We start from the raw sequence: 17368 nt of genomic DNA on the forward strand, positions 1-17368 counted from the left end.
CAATGTGGGTAAGGTAAATGTTGGGAATAGACACCATACAGATAACGCCGGAATTGCTGGCGTTGCTGACTTAAATAGATGAGTTCAAAGGAGCGTGGCGCGCTCTTGGTAGAAAGCCTTGGAATTGGCTTAATTGAAGTTACTTCATATGTGCCTATGGCTCCCCGACCAGGGCTCGAACCTGGGACCTGCGGATTAACAGTCCGTCGCTCTACCGACTGAGCTATCAGGGAACAATCAAGACCCGAATTCTATCAGGAACACGTGAGCATGACAAGTCCCAAGCCAATGAACATCGTTCAGTTGGAATCATCCCGAGCGACGGCATCGACCTGATACTGACTGCCTGAAGGCGTCATCAACACATCGATGTTATCTCCATTGCCAAATCCCGATGGCAAGGAAACCCCACTTCCGAGTGTCAGGGGAAGTCCATTTAAATTGAAACTGCTCCCACCTGCGGAATAGTTATACACGACCCCGCTAATTTCGAGGGTACCTGAGGAAAGATTGGGATTTGTGATATTCCAGAAACTGACCCCGTAAGCCGATAAGGTTTGTGGAGAGACCGCGGTGGCTTCCACTTCCACTAGAGCGCCATTGACCAAATTGGCGACAGTCCCATTGCCAAAGGAAGCACTGGTGGACAATGTCACTTGCTGGGAAGAACCACTAAGGAGGGTGAGGGTGAACGTTCCTTGAGAAGGGTTGTATTGACTGACCTTCCCCAGATAGTCCACCACCTCATTAGCAGGAGGGCCAGGATAAACCGTAATGGAACTCGCCAGGACCATGTTCCCTTGAAGGGTTCCCTGTACAGCGATATAACCATTTTTTTGCAAAGCAGATAACGGGGCGGAGGCGCCATTGGCAAAAGTGAGTACCGTGCCACTGTTCGTAATGATCGGAGTCCCTCGAATGACAAAATTCCCCGTTGATACAAATTCACTGATGGTTCCGGACAAGGTGGCAGGAGTCTGAATATAAGGATTCAGCGTTTGTACAGAAACTTCACCCGTCGTGGAATCGATGACCCCCTTGAGCGTAACGTACTGACCTGCGGTTACTCCCCCCTGATGGATACCATTGACCAGAACTCCGTCCACCTGAAACTGGTTTCCCTGCACGGCCGACACCAGACCAGACAGCGTGATATTCCCATTCATGCCTGGCAAGAGTGTGCTGACCTGAACGGAGCCAGCAACTAATGGCGTAGTTCCAGAGGGCGTCTGACTCCAGATGTTAACCCACTGCCCATTCTTGAGCGCTCCTGTACCCAGTGTTTGATTTGAAAATGGGCTGAAGAACTGGGTACTGGCGTTGAAAGAAAACGGAATTCCATTAACAGTGAAAGTATGCTGGGAAGGATTCCATTGGGTCAAAGCACCGCTGACCCGGGTGATGGGAAGGTTACTGGGCATCAACTTGATCAGCGTGGCCTGAACAAAAGGAGTTCCAGAGGAACTCGTGCCTGGAACGCCATGCACTTGCACCATATCATTGAGTTGAATGGCACCCATGCCCGCATACCCGATGAAAAAGGTATTCGGCAGGGAAGACGTAGTAGAATTCACGACGACTTCCATGCCATTGACGACCAAGGTGCCTGATGTAGGATTGACGCTCGTCACCACCCCCACCAACGCCGGGTTGATCCACACCGAAGTCGGATTTCCCTGGGTATCGGTTTGAATGTTCAGTTGTCCACCCAAAGGGACTCTCATGGCAGTGACAGAGACACTGGGTTGGGTGGTTGATTCTGCATCGTAGCGCGGGGTAGCGCTATTGTAGGCAATTCCATCCATCACCAGACTGCCAAACCCGGTGACCGTACCGGTAACCACTCCAGTTCCCCCCGTCCCTACCCCGCCAGCCAACTGTGTCCCACCACCACAGGAACTCAGGAGGGGAATCAGAAAGAGTAGTCCTCTCTTGTTCAGTATACCGCTCAAGACTACAGATCCTGGAACTGGAAAGAAAGCATGGAAGGACTCACTGAGAAGGGGTACTGCCCAGAACCTTGTCTTCTTGAATGGAGGGTGACTCCGACAAGAGGGCATCCCAGAAATAGGATCCAAAACGGATTCGGTGCAGGGCCCTCGGATCATTTCGTTCTTGCTCGTAGAGCAGGCTGCTTTCGCGGATTATTTCGCTGCGCATCTGGGACCAGAGTTTTTGAGACAGTTGGGCAAGTTTGACCACGGATTCAGGTGTCAGTCCGCTGACGAAGACGCTTTGCTCCAGACGAGGCTCGTGACCTTTGATATTACTGACGGCGGCAGACACATGATCCCCCAGGTTTCCAGAAAATAATTCCATGAGTTCGACGGAACCCGCGGGAGGTATAAATCCCCGTGGAGAAGGAATGACCCAGTCTTGTCCCTGTTTTTTCTTGATGGTCACCAATCCCAGACGAACCAGTTCAGAAAGCACTGTGTAGGGATGGACGTCTTGAGTAATCTGACGCACCAGCGTTTCAAAGGAAACTTCATCTCCAATTCGTAACAAGGATTTAGGATTTTTGAAGCGATCGCGATAAAGTGGATTTTGTATCCAGTGAGAGAATACTTGACTACTCAAGGAAACTTTCCGCGCAATTCTATCCCCCATGCCATTTTCACGCCAATAACGCACATCCTTGCGATGAACCCCGCTCAGCAAACTCAGAGCAGAGTCCGTATCCTTGCAATGGGCTTCATTGAGTTCGCTTTGAGCCTGTTCAATAAAGGTTTGCTTGAGTACGGCAGTAAAACGCACATAATCTACCCCGCAGGACAGGAGCAAGCGTATCATTGGAGCCATGATATGGGTCACAGCCTCCAGTGTGTCCTCGGCAGCAGGAAGCGTAGCGCTGGACTGGCTTGGAGTGGGAAGTTGACGCGGTGGTCTGCCCATGGCGATGAATTAGTTCAGTTAGGGTGGTTTTTGGTTTGTCAATGTTCACTATTTAGCATTTTAACAGATTCCCAACGTTTGTCATTTCAGAGCATGTCCCAACTCCATCTGTTCCTTCTTGAATTGTCCTCTCAACTTGGCACCCGTTTCTTGCTGGTGGTCTGTCTTGGGTTTTTAACAGGACTGGAATTTCGTGAGTACCTTCTCACGCGCCACCTGGAACATCCGCTGGCCATGGGTTCATCCCGTACCTATGCATTTATCTCGGCCTTGGGATTTATTCTTTATAACCTGAACCCGGCAGGTCTGCTCTATCTCGGGGGCATGTTGTTTCTGATCGCATTATTCGTGCAGTTTTATCATCATAAATTGCAGGTAGGTCAGAAAGGTATCCATCAATTCCTGATTGGCATGCTGGTGTATACCTACGGACCGAGTGCTCAATTATTTCCACTCTGGTTTCTGATCCTGCTTTTTGTCACCGTAGTCCTGGTGTTGGGTGCCCGACCCTTGACCCATCATTTGATTGCGACCATGGATCGCCTGGAATTGCTGACCTTATCCAAGTTCCTGCTACTTTCCGCAGTGATCCTCCCGCTTCTGCCCAAGGAATACCCGTTCAAAAACTTACCCCTCACACCATTTTCGGTATGGATGGCGGTTGTCGTGATTTCCGCCATTTCCTATGCCGGTTATCTGTTACGTCGCTATGTGTTCAAAGGAAGCGGTTATCTGGTAACTGGACTGCTCGGAGGAATCTACTCCAGCACAGCCACCATTGTGGTCCTGGCTCGGTCCTCCGCCCCACCCTCTGCCCCTCTCGCTCAGATCCATGGGGGCATTCTGGGTGCTGTGGGCATGATGTACGTCCGATTGTTACTATTGGTTATCGTAATGGCTCCCATGCTGCTTCGTTACTGTGCCTTGCCGCTTCTGGGAGGAGGCATGATCGCCCTGGGTCTTGCTTGGCTCAGTCAACATAAAACAGACAAGAAGATCCCCGATACCCTGGACAATATATCCAACAGCAATCCTCTGGCACTGCGTACGGCATTGCTCTTTGCCCTTCTATTCGTGCTCATGACTGCCTTGACCCATTTCATCCTGCAGGACTTTGGCTCGGGAGGAATAGAAATTTTGGCTCTGGTGATTGGTTTTACTGACATTAATCCATTCATCATGTCGTTGCTCAACGATTCCCGCCATGACCTGTCCCTCGCGCAGAGTGCGGGCGCATTGATCATGGCAGCGGGCAGCAATATCGTATTGGAGAGCGGTTATACCCTGATTTTGGGGAACCACGCGCGCAATCGGGGGATTTTTCTGAAACTATTGGGACTGGGAAGCGCAACCTTGCTCTTCGGGTTGGGAATGTTCTGAGAAATTGACACGTTTCATGAGGTAGGCCATGCCGTCAGAGACATCAACAGTTTCCGAGTGGGCACCGCAAAATCGGTAAAGGTCAACGTCACGGCTTGCATGATTTTTTCAAAACCGGCTTCCGATTGAGAAACACTGTGACAGGGACGAGAAATAACCCGACAGGGCACGTCGCAACCCACGGTGATCCCCCCGCCCAAGACCTCATCGCGCAGGACCAACTGGGTCACCCCGTGGAGTTCGATGTCCTGACCGAATCCCCCGGGAATACCCCCATTGAATTCAAAACGGCCGGCGGGGCCATCGCAACTGGGCATAACCAGGTTGAGTTCGATCTCGAAGGTTGACCAGAAGACAGGATCAGGGTGCTCATAGCGTACCAGCAAAGCCTGCGCAAGAAGAGAAATTTCTTTTCTGGCCCCTTGTGTCCGACCCAGAAATTTCACGCCTGAGTCTGTTTCATTTCCCCGAATCTCATCATATTCGAGTAGATGTCGTTCCCCATCTCTTCGGGCATAATCGGTGAAAAGCGCGCGCCGGGTCGAATCGAAGATCAAATCTTCGGCGGTCAGGGGATGTTTGAACTGCACCACTTCGTGGGGATTACCGACGCCTGTAGAAGAGGATGCCAGCACGGGTTGAGTCAGAACTTTGGCATGGTAATGCTCCCGCTGACGAGTCAGCGTATCTGCAAAATTATGGGCCAGTTCGTAGACATCCAGTTCCAGTACATGAGCAGGACCACTGCCAGCAATGATCGCCTGAATCTGCCCATTCTGAAGAATGATTTCCTCGTGACCATCCATATCCAGATCGTAGCGGGTCAATGCAGGGCGCGGTTGATGCCGGTCGAGATCGCCCTCCAGTTGTAATAGTGCACGATACAAGGCACGTCTCAGATGCGGAAGATAAAGTCCTCCGAATAAACCATGCCAGTAGGCATCATTGGCTTGAGTTTCATACAACAAACGACGGCGTTCTGCGGTCTGCTGTAGCGCAGGCAAGGCGTGGAAACGGGTGGACAGTCCCAGCATCCGTTTATGCAGGTGATTGGCTTCAGGATAGCGCATCATGAAGTTTCGCCAGATCCCGCCGCGCAAAAATGGACGGTCCCGGTCATAAGTTTGCTCATTCCTTGCCCGTTCCACCAAAGAGGCATAGTGCTCCCCGGCTTGAGCCGGCAAGGTCCATTCATTCATTTCGATGTACGAGGTGGTGGGCAGATAAACCGGCCCCCGGGTTGCATTCTGGGCATGGTAGCGCGCATAGGTCATGGGTTCGATGAAGGGAGAATTGAGAATTCCCTGGATGAACTGTTCCAACCATCCCTTTTCATAGACCCATTCATAGGTTTCTGGCCAGATGCCAAATTTTTCAATATCATCGAAATAGACCGCAGCTTCCATTCGATCGTCACGTGCCATGCTTTCCAGATAACTGACGACTTCGTTGGCTGATGTAAAGGGAATACGGTAGCGCAAACCCTCGGCAATAGGAAATATATCGAGTCTTTCTCCGCCTTCTTCCGTGCTGAAATAACCATTCAGACGCTCTGCGGGCACTCCGGCACAAAGAAAATGATAGTCGTCCACCGTGACGTAGCGTACCCCGCTCTGGTGTAGCGCGGATACCACGGACGATTCCCAGACCCGTTCGGTGAGCCAGGAGCCGCTGGGTTTCACTCCGAAACAATCGTGAATTCGTTGGGACAGGAATTGCACCTGACCCCGTCGATCTGCTTCGGGAATGGCGGCCAGAACCGGCTCAGCATAACCCGCCGTAAAGAGTTCGGCTTGTCCGCGCTGTACCATGATTTTGAGCAATTCCATGTCTTCGGGATCATGGATCAACCATTGGTCCAGCAACCAACCACTGACATGCAGGGCAAAGGGAAATTCCGGAAAGCGAGCCATCAAACGCAAAAAAGGACCATAACAACGCTGATGGGCATCGGCAAGGACGGAAGGAAAATTACCGACGGGTTGATGCGCGTGAACCCCCATCAGAAAAGCGATTTTTTTTTGCATGACAGACTCGTTCAAGAATGGGTATTACGTCGCATGGCACCCCCCGCTTCCTGACTACGACTTCCCCGACTGAAGGGAAGGGACAGAATGCAGGGAGGATCGAGGGACAGAAGTTGATAGAGGGTCGTCAAGTTCAGGCGATAGAGCCGGTCAAATAATTGCACACTTTCAGCCGAGTTGTAATCCCCAAACCACCAGAACCAATCCGACCCTTCGCATACAGCCAGTTGACGAATGACTGGACCTTGTCGGTCAGGAGACAGGGAGGGAAGAACGCGATCACAGGCTGCTTTGGCCTCTACCAGCAAGTCCCAAGCCATATTCTTGTCAGGATTTCCAATCCAGGTGGTCAGGGATCCGTAAACCCAACTTCCCGCCACCACGTGTTCCAGAACAGGCAAATCCATTCCATCGGACTGCTGACACAGGGTAGCAAAGGTGACTGGGCATATCAAAGGGTGAGAATCCAGTGCTTGATAGAGATAATCAAGAAAATAATAACCGTTGTAGGGGTAGTATTCCCAAGCATTTTCTCCGTCCAGAATGACCGTAACCACGGGATCCTGATCTTCGGGCGCAGACTCCAGAATCATTTCCAGTTGACGAATAAAGTCTTCGGCCGCGCTTTTACCATCCCATTGCGCATACTCAAACCCGATTCGATCGGAAAGTTGATCATCCCGGAAAAAAACCCGCAACTCATGACCTTCGGTTTTGAACAGGTAGGGTTGATAAAGCCACTGTTCTTTGGGCAGGGTTTCCTGTCCCCAGGATAGACGCAGGGTCTTGGCCAGAACATTTTCACTGCTGGCAGTCCATGCAAGGCCCTGCGTGGCAAACATTTCCAGAGTGGCGGTGGACAGGGCTCCTTCTCCCGGCCAAAATCCAGTTGGATTTTGGCCAAACTGTCGATGGTAGGCCTCAAGGGCTTTCCAGATATGATCGATGGCTCGGTTTTCTCCTCCCGGGTAAAGGGAATGTCGGGGCAATGCCAAATGAGGCACAGCTTCCCGCGCCGTGGCAAAGTCCAGGAGGAGTGGAAGGATGGGATGGGTATTGGGTGTCGTGGACAGTTCCACTTGCCCTGATTGCTGAAGTGCTCGATAACGCGGCAATATCGAACTCAGAGTTTCACCGATCAGCGTATTCAAGGCCTGCCGATCTGCCAGGGTATAACCACTGCCCTGCGCCATCAGGCGACCCAGGAGTGGAATCGTCTTGCGCAGGCTTTCGCCCATCCAGGCCAGGTGGTACCAAACCAGAAGGTCTGCCAGAAACTGTCCTGAAACATAGAGCGCAGGCTCTGCACCATCCTTCTGGAAACGTTGGATACAGTCACGCAATCGGGCATAACCCGGAAAAGGATCGATCATCTTGGGGGCATGACAGCGCAGACAGGCATCGATCAGAGATTGGCGTTCCGCCAATGAAAGTTCTTCCAGCGAAGGGGTGACCAGCCAGCGCAGGAGGGGGTCGCGCCAGGTTCCTTCATGAAATTGTTCCGCATAATCCACCAACTGATCCATCAGGGACGGAACCAGGTTCACCACTACCGGCAGATTCGGGTAACGCTCCAGGTGTGCTGCCATGTCCGTATAATCTTTCAGGGCATGGAGATAGGTCCAGGGCAGTTCAAATTCACGGGTCAGAGCATTGCGATAATCCGGCTGATGCATATGCCAGCACAGGATGAATTTCAGGGTACGTGTCTTTTTCGTCATGTTCAGAATAATTCTAGCCAGGGTGATAATTGCGTTGGTTGAGCATTTCGGCGGTGATGAGCGTGATACCATTTTCCGAAACGTAGTAGCGCTCCCGATCTTGTACCGGATCCAGGCCAGCCACCAATCCTTCGGGAATGATACAGCCACGATCGACCACTACCCGTTTCAACCGTACGTCCTTTCCTATCCGAACATTGGGCAAGATCACTGCATCTTCCACCAAAGCATTGGCATTGACGTGAACATCAGAAAACAGGACCGAGCGCCGTACCACTCCGCCACTGATGATATTACCGCCGGAGATCAGGGAATCCACGGCGTACCCCCGTCGTCCATCCTCGTCAAACACGAATTTGGCGGGGGGAAATTGCTCCTGATAGGTCCAGATTGGCCAATTCTTGTCATAAAGATTGAGGTCAGGGATGACCTTGGTCATTTCCATATTGGCATCCCAGTAGGCGTCCACTGTCCCCACGTCACGCCAGTAGGGTGGAGTGTCCGGTTCGCACACGCAACTTTCTTCAAAAGGTTGAGCAAAGACACGGTGCCGAGGGACCAGCCAAGGAATCAGATCATGACCAAAATCGTGGGTGGAGGTGTTGTCCTCTGCATCACGGGTCAACTGATCCAGAAGAAAATCGGCACTGAATACGTAGATCCCCATGCTGGCCAAGGCCCGACTGGGATCCTCAGGCAGAGGATTGGGATGCTCAGGTTTTTCATCGAAGGCCACGATCCGTCTTTCGGTATTGACCGTCATGACACCAAAGGCCGAGGCTTCCGCGACGGGCACCGTGAGACAGGCAATGGTCATATCCGCCTGCGTGCTGACATGAGCCGCCAGTAACTTGCCATAGTCCATCTTGTAAATGTGATCGCCAGCCAGAATGATGATGTGGCGAGGGGCATGCCCACGCAGGATGTCGATATTCTGGTAGACCGCATCTGCGGTCCCCTTGTACCACTCCTCTTGCATGCGCTGCTGGGCCGGAAGCAGTTCCACGAATTCATTGAATTCACCACGCAGAAAACTCCATCCATGCTGAATATGCTGGATCAGACTATGGGCCTTGTACTGAGTCACGACCCCGATACGACGAATGCCAGAATTGATGCAATTGGAGAGAGGAAAATCAATGATACGGAACTTGCCCCCAAACTGGACGGAGGGCTTGGCTCGCCACTTGGTCAGGTCCTTCAGGCGAGAACCTCTGCCACCTGCCAAAATGAGGGCCATGGTATTCTTGGTCAGTACGCTGATGAATCGTTCAGAAGCAATATCACGGGGGCTCATGCGAACTCCTATTGAGAAAGAAACAATCACGAAATGAAATATCGTTGCGCACTCGGGACCATTATAATGGAATCTTTTGTAAAAATATGACAGGGATGAATTATGGCTCCTAATTATAACGATAGCGCCCTGCAAAAAATTTTGCAGGGCCTCCACCATGACCCATTTCATCCCTTGGGAATTCATGCCTCTGGTCATGGTAAATGGCATTGGCGCTTATTCCTGCCCTATGCCCAAGAAGTGGAAATATGGACCGGAAGTCAATGGGAAACTGCCCAGCGGGTTCATGACCAGGGCTTCTTTTGCTGGAAGGGAGCAATCTGCCCCCCTAGTCCCGGTCGCTATCGACGTCGTGAAGATGGCATCGAAATGGAAACCTGGGATCCTTATACCTATCCACCCCAATTGAGTGACCATGACCTGTACCTCTTCAGCGAAGGGCGTCTTCTCCAGTTGCATGCCATGCTGGGTGCCCATCATGTCACGGTGGGCGAGGTATCGGGGGTTCTTTTCTCCGTTTGGGCACCCAATGCTGAACGGGTGAGTGTGGTTGGCTCCTTCAATCGCTGGGATGGCCGTCATCACCCCATGCGCGTTCGGGTTCCCCACGGGGTGTGGGAATTATTCGTGCCTGACCTTACCCCAGGAACGCTCTACAAATTCGAGATCCGCAGCCGTCAACATGGGTCTGTACAACTCAAAACTGATCCCTGTGGGCTTCAGTTCGAACATCGTCCGGGAACGGCGGCTGTGGTAACGGGACCTTCTGCTCATCTCTGGAACGATAGCGCATGGATGTCGGAGCGGTCCAAAAAAGACTGGTTGCACTCGCCCATGAATATCTATGAAATCCACCTGGGTTCCTGGCGAAAACCTTGGGATCGGGATTTTCATACCTTTGCACAAATTGCCGACCAGTTGATCCCCTACGTCCTCGAGTTGGGTTATACACACATTGAACTGCTCCCCATCAGCGAACATCCTCTTGATGAATCATGGGGTTATCAAACTACCGGATATTTCGGTGTTACTCGCCGGTTTGGTACGCCAGATGATCTGCGTCACTTTATTGATCGATGTCATCAAGCCGGAATTGGTGTATTGCTGGATTGGGTACCTGGCCATTTTCCCAAGGACGACTTTGCCCTGGCTCGCTTCGATGGCAGCGCGCTTTATGAACACGAGGATCCCCGATTAGGCGAACATCAAGAATGGGGAACTTACATCTTCAATTACGGACGCAATGAAGTGCGTGGATTTTTGTTGGCCAACGCCCATTTCTGGTTATCAGAATTCCATTTTGATGGTTTACGGGTCGATGCAGTTGCCTCCATGCTCTATCTGGATTATTCCCGCGCTGCCAATGCCTGGATTCCCAACTGTTATGGGGGGCGAGAAAATCTGGAAGCCTTGGCCTTCCTGCGGGAGATGAATGAAATGGTCCACGGTCAGTTCCCTGGGGCCCTCACCCTGGCCGAGGAATCCACCTCCTGGCCCATGGTTTCTCGCCCGGTTTACGTTGGAGGACTGGGATTTTCCATGAAATGGAATATGGGTTGGATGAACGATACCCTGAGTTATTTTTCCAAAGATCCAGTTTACCGCCGTCACCACCAAAATGCGTTGACCTTTGCACAACTCTATGCCTATTCCGAGAATTTCGTCTTGCCTTTTTCCCATGACGAGGTCGTACATGGCAAAAAATCCTTGCTGGACAAGATGCCCGGGGACTCCTGGCAACGTTTCGCCAATCTACGCTTGCTGTTCCTGTATCAAATGACTTCACCCGGCAAAAAACTCAACTTCATGGGCAATGAGTTTGCCCAAGGTGGGGAATGGCAGGTTAAAAGCGAACTGGACTGGAAACTGTTGGAACGCCCCCAGCATCAAGGAATTCAACATTTAAGTCGTGATCTCAACCACTATTATCGCCAACATCCGGCATTGTTTGAACTGGATTTCGATCCCGCCGGTTTTGAGTGGGTGGACTGCAATGATCATGCGCAGTCGATTCTCAGTTTTTTACGCAAAGCGCGGGATGGTCGCATGTTGCTGATTATTTTAAACTTCACACCCATTCCCCGTCCCGAATATCGCGTGGGAACTCCTTGCGCAGGGTCCTGGCGCGAATGCGTGAACAGTGATTCCCTTCATTATGGCGGTGGGAATCTGGGCAATCAGGGACGGCTGTGGACAGCACCCATTCCCTGGAACGGGTTCACCCAATCCTTGTCTCTTATGCTCCCCCCCCTGGGGGGCTTGATTCTTGAACCACAGGCCCATTGAGTCTATCCCAACATTCTTCGAGGAAAAAAATGTCCGCATTGACGAATAGTTCCCTTTGGCAAACTTTGAAAAAGCACCGAGAAACCCTTGCGTCTCTCACCCTGCGCCAGTTATTTTCCGAGGACCCGGCTCGCTTTGATCGGTTCAATGCCAGTGCCGGCCCCTTTTTTCTGGATTACTCAAAGAATCTCATGACCACCGAAACTCTGGATCTGCTCCTGAATCTGGCTCAACAGGCTAATCTTCCGCAGACCATCCAGAAAATGTTTGCAGGCGATCTCATCAACCGAACAGAACATCGAGCCGTGCTTCATGTGGCCCTGCGTGCAGGGCGAGATGCCCCGCCCTTGAAGGTACAAGGACAAGACATCCGCGCCGAGGTACAACAGGTTTTGAAACGCATGGAGACTTTCGTCCATCAAATTCGTTCGGGGGAATGGCGCGGTTATGACGGACGTGTCATCACCGATGTGGTCAATATCGGAATTGGGGGCTCCGATCTGGGGCCTGCATCGGTGATGACCGCTCTTCCAGCCGATTGCACAGGCCCGCGGGTTCATTATGTCTCCAATGTGGACGGGGCACATTTAACTTATACCCTGAAGTCCCTAAACCCCGCCCAAACTCTCTTCGTGGTGGCTTCCAAAACCTTTACCACTCAGGAAACCTTGCTCAATGCCCATTCGGCACGGAGTTGGTTTCTGGACGCCGCGCAACAGGAACAGTATATAGCGCAACATTTTGTGGCTATCTCGACGAATGAAGTCGAGGTAAGCCGTTTCGGCATTGACCCTCAGCACATGTTTGGATTCTGGGACTGGGTCGGCGGACGTTATTCGCTGTGGTCGGCCATCGGACTTTCCATTGCATTGGGTATAGGAATGGATAAATTCAATGAGTTACTGGCAGGAGCTCATGAGATGGATGAGCATTTTAGAACCGCTCCGCTGTCCCGGAACTTACCCGTTCTGATGGGCTTGATCGGTCTTTGGTATATCAATTTCTTTGATGCTCAAACCCATGCCATTCTTCCCTATGATCAGGGGTTGGAACGTTTCGTCGCGCACATCCAACAAGTCAGCATGGAAAGCACAGGAAAATCCGTAACCCTGGACGGCGAAACGGTGGATTACGCCACCGGAGCCGTGGTTTGGGGGGGGGCGGGAACCAACGGGCAGCACGCCTACTATCAATTATTGCACCAAGGAACTCATCTAATTCCTGCGGACTTTCTTCTTCCGATGCGTAGCCGTGTCCCACTGGGGACGCACCACCGGGTATTGACAGCCAACGTGTTGGCACAAAGCGAAGCCCTCATGCGCGGCAAAACCAAAGAGGAAGCACGTCAAGAATTGCTTGCCCAAGGAATGTCCGGAGAAGCTCTCGAAAACTTGCTTCCCCATAAGGTCTTCCCCGGAAACCGCCCCAGCAATACGCTTCTTTTCGAGGAACTCACTGCCCACACGCTGGGAGGCCTATTGGCTTTGTACGAACACCGCACCTTCGTACAGGGAACTCTATGGAATATCAATGCCTTCGATCAATGGGGAGTGGAATTGGGCAAACAGTTAGCGCGCTCCATTGAACCCGAACTGTCGGAACAAGGGATGACCTCCGTGCATGACGGTTCCACCGGTGGTTTGATTCACCATATTCGGGACACTCTTTTTGGCCTATCCAGAGGTTGACCATGAATATTCTTTTTTTGACTTCTGAAATAGATCCTCTGATCAAGACTGGGGGACTGGCAGACGTATCCCGCTCACTTCCTCTGGCCTTGCATGCCTTGGGCCATGAGCTGCGTATCTTGTTGCCCAATTACCCCGGTGTGCTGGCACAGTTGCCGGATTCGCACTGCATCCTGGAAGACTTTCCGTATGGCTTACTTCCCGCCCCTGCGCGTTTATTGGAGGGCACCTTACCCGATACGCCATTGACACTCTGGATTCTGGATTGTCCAGAACTTTTTGACCGCTCCGGTGGCCCCTATCAAGACAGGAAAGGAAAGGATTGGCCGGATAATCCGGCTCGTTTTGGCACCTTCTGCGTCGCCGGAGCCTGGCTGGCTCAACAGGCAGGACTGCGCTTGAACTGGGCCCCTGCGCTGGTTCATTGCAATGACTGGCAAACTGCCTTGACCCCGGCCCTGATGAAGTTTTGGGATTGTCCGATACCCTCGGTACTCACCATTCACAATCTTGCTTTTCAGGGAAATTTTCCTGCCCACTGGTGTTTGCCCCTGCATTTGCCCAGTTCGGAATTCCACATGGAAAGCCTCGAATTTCATGGCCAGTTGTCCTTTCTGAAGGCCGGTATCGTACACGCGAATCAGATCACCACCGTCAGTCCGCGTTACGCGCAGGAAATCCAGACCCCCCAGTTGGGCTGTGGAATGGAAGGATTACTGCGTCGGCGCGCTTCCGATTTGATCGGTATCCTGAATGGCATCGACGAATTATGGAACCCGGAGATCGATACTTTCCTTCCAGTTCATTATACGGCTCGAAAACTTCAGGGAAAAACCCGTCTCAAGAAACATCTACAGATGAAAATGGGGTTGCCCGTCCGACCCGATGTCCTGTTGATCGGCATGGTGAGTCGTCTGACCTGGCAAAAGGGGATTGATCTGGTACTCGATACTCTGGAAGACTGGCTCACGGACGAAATTCAAGTCGTCGTATTGGGCAGTGGTGATGCCGAAATAGAAAGAGAATTGGCCCACTGGAGCAGTCGCTCTCCCGAGCAAGTACGGGTTATCCTGGGATTCAATGAAGTCCGCTCCCATGAAATCATTGCCGGGTCGGATCTGTTTTTGATGCCCTCTCGTTTTGAACCCTGCGGATTGGCACAGATGTATGCCATGACTTATGGGACTCTGCCCTTGGCTCATGCCACCGGGGGATTGGCGGATACCATCGTACCTTATCAGGCACAGAGCCAACCCGTGGAAGGAACGGGCTTCCTCTTTGAAAACGCCCTTCCCCGGGATTTTCATGAAACCCTCGCACAAGCCCTGACCTGCTTCCACCAGAAGGAAATATGGCAACAATTGATGCGCCAGGCCATGGCACGGGATTTCCGCTGGAACAAAGCGGCGCTGGAGTACCAAACGCTTTACCAAACCCTTTGATCCGCGTCGTGCCCCCCTCAGGGAGAAGGATCACAACCAGGTCATCAGGCCCAATTCAAAGGAATGAGTCAGGCTTTCGTGGTAAGGATAAACGCGGATACGATAATCCAGTTGTCCACATAATCCGGGTTGCAATTCCAGCGCAAAGAGATGCTCTGTTCCTTCCCCCAAGGTCCCTCGGCTTTGGAATTGGAAGGGAGGTAGCACGGGAACACCGCTGCGACTGATGGAACGGTTGAGTAACAACTCCACACAGACATCCTTAGGCTCCAGTCCCCGTAGATCTACGGTCACCTCAATATTCATGGAACTGCCAAATTTGATCCGTTTGACGGGTGAGTCCACCCGTCGAATGCGCACCCCGGCCCAGTGATGACGAACTTTCTCTTTCCAGTGGGCAACATCGCGGGCCAATGCCGAATCATTTTCCATAAAACGCTTTCCCTGTCCGGAAGCCGGTACATAGAAATGATCCAGATACTCATCCAGCATCCGACCCGTATTGAAATGAGTCAGAATGCTGACCATGGAGGCCTTGGATTTTGCCACCCAACCTTGAGAATATCCAAATTTTCCACGTTCGTAGTAAAGAGGAACCACTTGATCCTGAATGATTTCATAGAGCGTACGCGCATCTTCCCGGTTGCGTTGCGTCTCGTCCAGATAATCAGGGGCGGGGCGGATTGCCCACCCATTGTGACCATCGTAGCCCTCTCCCCACCAGCCATCCAGGACACTCAGATTGATGGTACCGTTGACCCCCGCTTTCATGCCTGAAGTCCCGCTTGCTTCCAAAGGATAAATAGGGGTATTGAGCCAGACATCCACGCCAGCCACCAAACGGCGCGCCAGACCCATATCATAGTTTTCCAGGAGCAGGATTTTATCTTGAAACTCGGGCATGCCGGCCACTTCATGAATGCGCCGAATCATCTCCTGACCAGGTTCATCTGCTGGGTGCGCCTTACCTGCAAAAACAAAGACCACAGGACGTTCAGGATCCAGGAGAATCTGACGCAGCCAGTCCAAATCAGAAAAGAGCAAATCTGCACGCTTGTATGTGGCGAAACGACGGGCAAAACCGATGGTCAGAACATTGGGTTCATGGACATTGGCATATTTGAGAAGCCGTTCCATGTGCGCATCATCGCCCAGATTACGTTCATATTGGGAGGCAATCCGTTCGCGCACGGCATGGAGCATCTGTGACTTGAGCGATTGACGGACGCTCCAGTACAGATGATCGGGAATTTCCTGAACCCCTTTCCAGAAAGAACGGTCCGACAGGCGAGAGCGCCACTCCGCACCGATGAAACGATCAAAGAGTTCGCCCCATTCACGGGCCAGGAAGGTGGGAACATGAATGGCATTGGTCACATATCCCATGGGGTTTTCATGATGAGGAATCGCTGGCCAGAACCCTGAACAGATTCGCGCCGATACTTCACGATGAATTCGGGAAACGCCATTTTGAAAACGAGATCCGCGCACTGCCAGTGCGGTCATGTTGAAATCGCTGTGCCCCACTCCGGGATCATTGCCCAGATCCAGCAATTGATTCAGAGGGATATTCAGATCAGGACACATATGTCCAAAGTAATGGGATACCATATCGCGCGGGAAATGGTCATGTCCGGCAGGCACAGGGGTATGAGTGGTAAATACGGTATTGCTGGCAACGGCCTCGATCGCCGTGGAAAAATCATAACCGGTCCGTTTGATCAACGTACGGATCCGTTCCAGAAGCATGAAAGCGGCATGCCCTTCGTTGATGTGCCAGACCGTGGGCTGAATGCCCATTTTCTCCAGTGCGCGCGCGCCTCCCACCCCCAGAATGATTTCCTGTTCGATCCTGACCCTGCGATCGCCTCCATAGAGTCGGTGGGTAATTTCACGGTCATCGTGGTGGTTTTCCTCAAGGTCCGTATCCATCAGGTAAATCTTGATGTTACCTACCCGTGCCCACCACACTTTGACCTGAACCGGCCGAACACCAATGGTGACGCTGACTCGCACTTCCTTGCCTTCTTCATCGAGGACCGCATGAACCGGTAATTCGTCGATATCGGAGTCAAAATTCAAGGCCAGTTGACGCCCACTACGATCAATGTTCTGGGTGAAATATCCTTGGCGATACAACAACCCCACGCCAACGAAGGGCAATCCCATATCGCTGGCAGCCTTGCAATGATCCCCCGCCAAAATCCCCAATCCTCCAGAATAAATGGGGAAACTTTCATGAAATCCGAATTCGGCACAGAAGTAGGCCACCAGATTCCCGGGCGGCAACTTGTGTGGTTTGCGCAGCAATTCATTGTGGTAGGTATCGTAGGCAGAAAGCACACGATAGTAAGAACTCAGAAAAGCCTGATCTTCGGCAGCTTCGTTCAACCGGTACTCATCCACTCGGCGCAGGAAACGGATGGGGTTGGACCCTACCAATTCCCAAAGACGAGGGTGCATCCGGGCAAACAGCGTGCGACAGGATCGGTCCCAACTGTACCAGAGGTTATAGGCCAACTCTTCCAGACGATTCAATTTTTCCGGAATGCGGGGACTGTTTTCTACCACAAAGCGGGTCCCGGGCAATTGATCGTTTTCCATAGGATCCTTAATAATTATTCACAAAGTC

The 17368-nt window shown here is 52.0% G+C and carries 10 protein-coding genes and 1 tRNA gene; 4 read left to right on the top strand and 7 right to left on the bottom strand.

What is annotated here, in order from left to right; genetic code table 11:
• Positions 1–157: 157 nt before the first annotated feature.
• The 3 genes from HO274_RS01700 to HO274_RS01710 all read right to left on the bottom strand — a co-directional run bounded on the left by HO274_RS01700 (position 158) and on the right by HO274_RS01710 (position 2895).
• Positions 158–233: transfer RNA gene (locus HO274_RS01700), tRNA-Asn, on the bottom strand.
• 66 nt (positions 234–299) lie between these two features.
• Complete coding sequence (locus tag HO274_RS01705) at positions 300–1952, bottom strand: DUF5666 domain-containing protein (RefSeq protein ID WP_273120881.1); 1653 nt, start codon at positions 1950–1952, stop codon at positions 300–302.
• Between the two features lie 40 nt (positions 1953–1992).
• Positions 1993–2895, bottom strand: coding sequence for a DUF6502 family protein (locus HO274_RS01710; RefSeq protein ID WP_051861996.1), 903 nt, complete (start codon positions 2893–2895; stop codon positions 1993–1995).
• A 93-nt stretch (positions 2896–2988) separates the two neighbouring features.
• On the opposite strand from HO274_RS01710, the gene HO274_RS01715 reads away from it, so the two are divergent.
• Positions 2989–4275 (top strand): MgtC/SapB family protein, encoded by a 1287-nt coding sequence (locus HO274_RS01715; RefSeq protein ID WP_273120883.1) that lies wholly within the window; start codon positions 2989–2991, stop codon positions 4273–4275.
• 14 nt (positions 4276–4289) lie between these two features.
• Here HO274_RS01715 and HO274_RS01720 read toward each other — a convergent pair whose 3' ends face one another.
• From HO274_RS01720 to glgC, 3 genes are read right to left on the bottom strand one after another with little or no spacing between them, the layout of a single operon-like run.
• Positions 4290–6302 carry an alpha-amylase/4-alpha-glucanotransferase domain-containing protein gene (locus HO274_RS01720; protein ID WP_062187467.1) on the bottom strand — a complete coding sequence of 671 codons (2013 nt, stop codon included), beginning with the start codon at positions 6300–6302 and terminating at the stop codon, positions 4290–4292.
• Between the two features lie 11 nt (positions 6303–6313).
• Positions 6314–8023, bottom strand: a complete 1710-nt coding sequence (locus tag HO274_RS01725) for a glycoside hydrolase family 57 protein (RefSeq protein ID WP_062187469.1) — start codon at positions 8021–8023, stop codon at positions 6314–6316.
• A gap of 13 nt (positions 8024–8036) precedes the next feature.
• A complete protein-coding gene (gene glgC / locus HO274_RS01730; protein WP_031596092.1) occupies positions 8037–9320 on the bottom strand; it encodes a glucose-1-phosphate adenylyltransferase in 1284 nt (427 codons plus the stop codon).
• Between the two features lie 102 nt (positions 9321–9422).
• Between glgC and glgB the strand changes: the two genes are divergently transcribed.
• Genes glgB through glgA form a run of 3 tightly spaced genes read left to right on the top strand, consistent with a single transcriptional unit; the run spans position 9423 to position 14736 of the window.
• A complete protein-coding gene (glgB, locus tag HO274_RS01735; RefSeq protein WP_273120896.1) occupies positions 9423–11606 on the top strand; it encodes a 1,4-alpha-glucan branching protein GlgB in 2184 nt (727 codons plus the stop codon).
• Positions 11607–11635: 29 nt separating this feature from the next.
• The gene (gene pgi / locus HO274_RS01740) at positions 11636–13294 is read left to right on the top strand and encodes a glucose-6-phosphate isomerase (RefSeq protein WP_031596096.1); all 1659 of its coding nucleotides are present in this window, start codon (positions 11636–11638) and stop codon (positions 13292–13294) included.
• A gap of 2 nt (positions 13295–13296) precedes the next feature.
• A complete protein-coding gene (gene glgA, locus HO274_RS01745) occupies positions 13297–14736 on the top strand; it encodes a glycogen synthase GlgA (RefSeq protein ID WP_062187473.1) in 1440 nt (479 codons plus the stop codon).
• Positions 14737–14766: 30 nt separating this feature from the next.
• Here the strand turns inward: glgA and glgP are convergent, their stop codons facing one another.
• The gene (gene glgP, locus HO274_RS01750) at positions 14767–17340 is read right to left on the bottom strand and encodes an alpha-glucan family phosphorylase (RefSeq protein ID WP_031596100.1); all 2574 of its coding nucleotides are present in this window, start codon (positions 17338–17340) and stop codon (positions 14767–14769) included.
• Between the last annotated feature and the right edge of the window lie 28 nt (positions 17341–17368).

The sequence above is a fragment of the Ferrovum myxofaciens genome (assembly GCF_013181415.1).
GTDB classification, from domain to species: domain Bacteria; phylum Pseudomonadota; class Gammaproteobacteria; order Burkholderiales; family Ferrovaceae; genus Ferrovum; species Ferrovum myxofaciens.

Coding starts and splice junctions, on each gene's coding strand:
- HO274_RS01710 (WP_051861996.1), bottom strand. CDS start 2,895: ATGGGCAGACCACCGCGTCAACTTCCCACTCCAAGCCAGTCCAGCGCT.
- HO274_RS01715 (WP_273120883.1), top strand. CDS start 2,989: ATGTCCCAACTCCATCTGTTCCTTCTTGAATTGTCCTCTCAACTTGGC.
- HO274_RS01720 (WP_062187467.1), bottom strand. CDS start 6,302: ATGCAAAAAAAAATCGCTTTTCTGATGGGGGTTCACGCGCATCAACCC.
- HO274_RS01725 (WP_062187469.1), bottom strand. CDS start 8,023: ATGACGAAAAAGACACGTACCCTGAAATTCATCCTGTGCTGGCATATG.
- glgC (WP_031596092.1), bottom strand. CDS start 9,320: ATGAGCCCCCGTGATATTGCTTCTGAACGATTCATCAGCGTACTGACC.
- glgB (WP_273120896.1), top strand. CDS start 9,423: ATGGCTCCTAATTATAACGATAGCGCCCTGCAAAAAATTTTGCAGGGC.
- pgi (WP_031596096.1), top strand. CDS start 11,636: ATGTCCGCATTGACGAATAGTTCCCTTTGGCAAACTTTGAAAAAGCAC.
- glgA (WP_062187473.1), top strand. CDS start 13,297: ATGAATATTCTTTTTTTGACTTCTGAAATAGATCCTCTGATCAAGACT.
- glgP (WP_031596100.1), bottom strand. CDS start 17,340: ATGGAAAACGATCAATTGCCCGGGACCCGCTTTGTGGTAGAAAACAGT.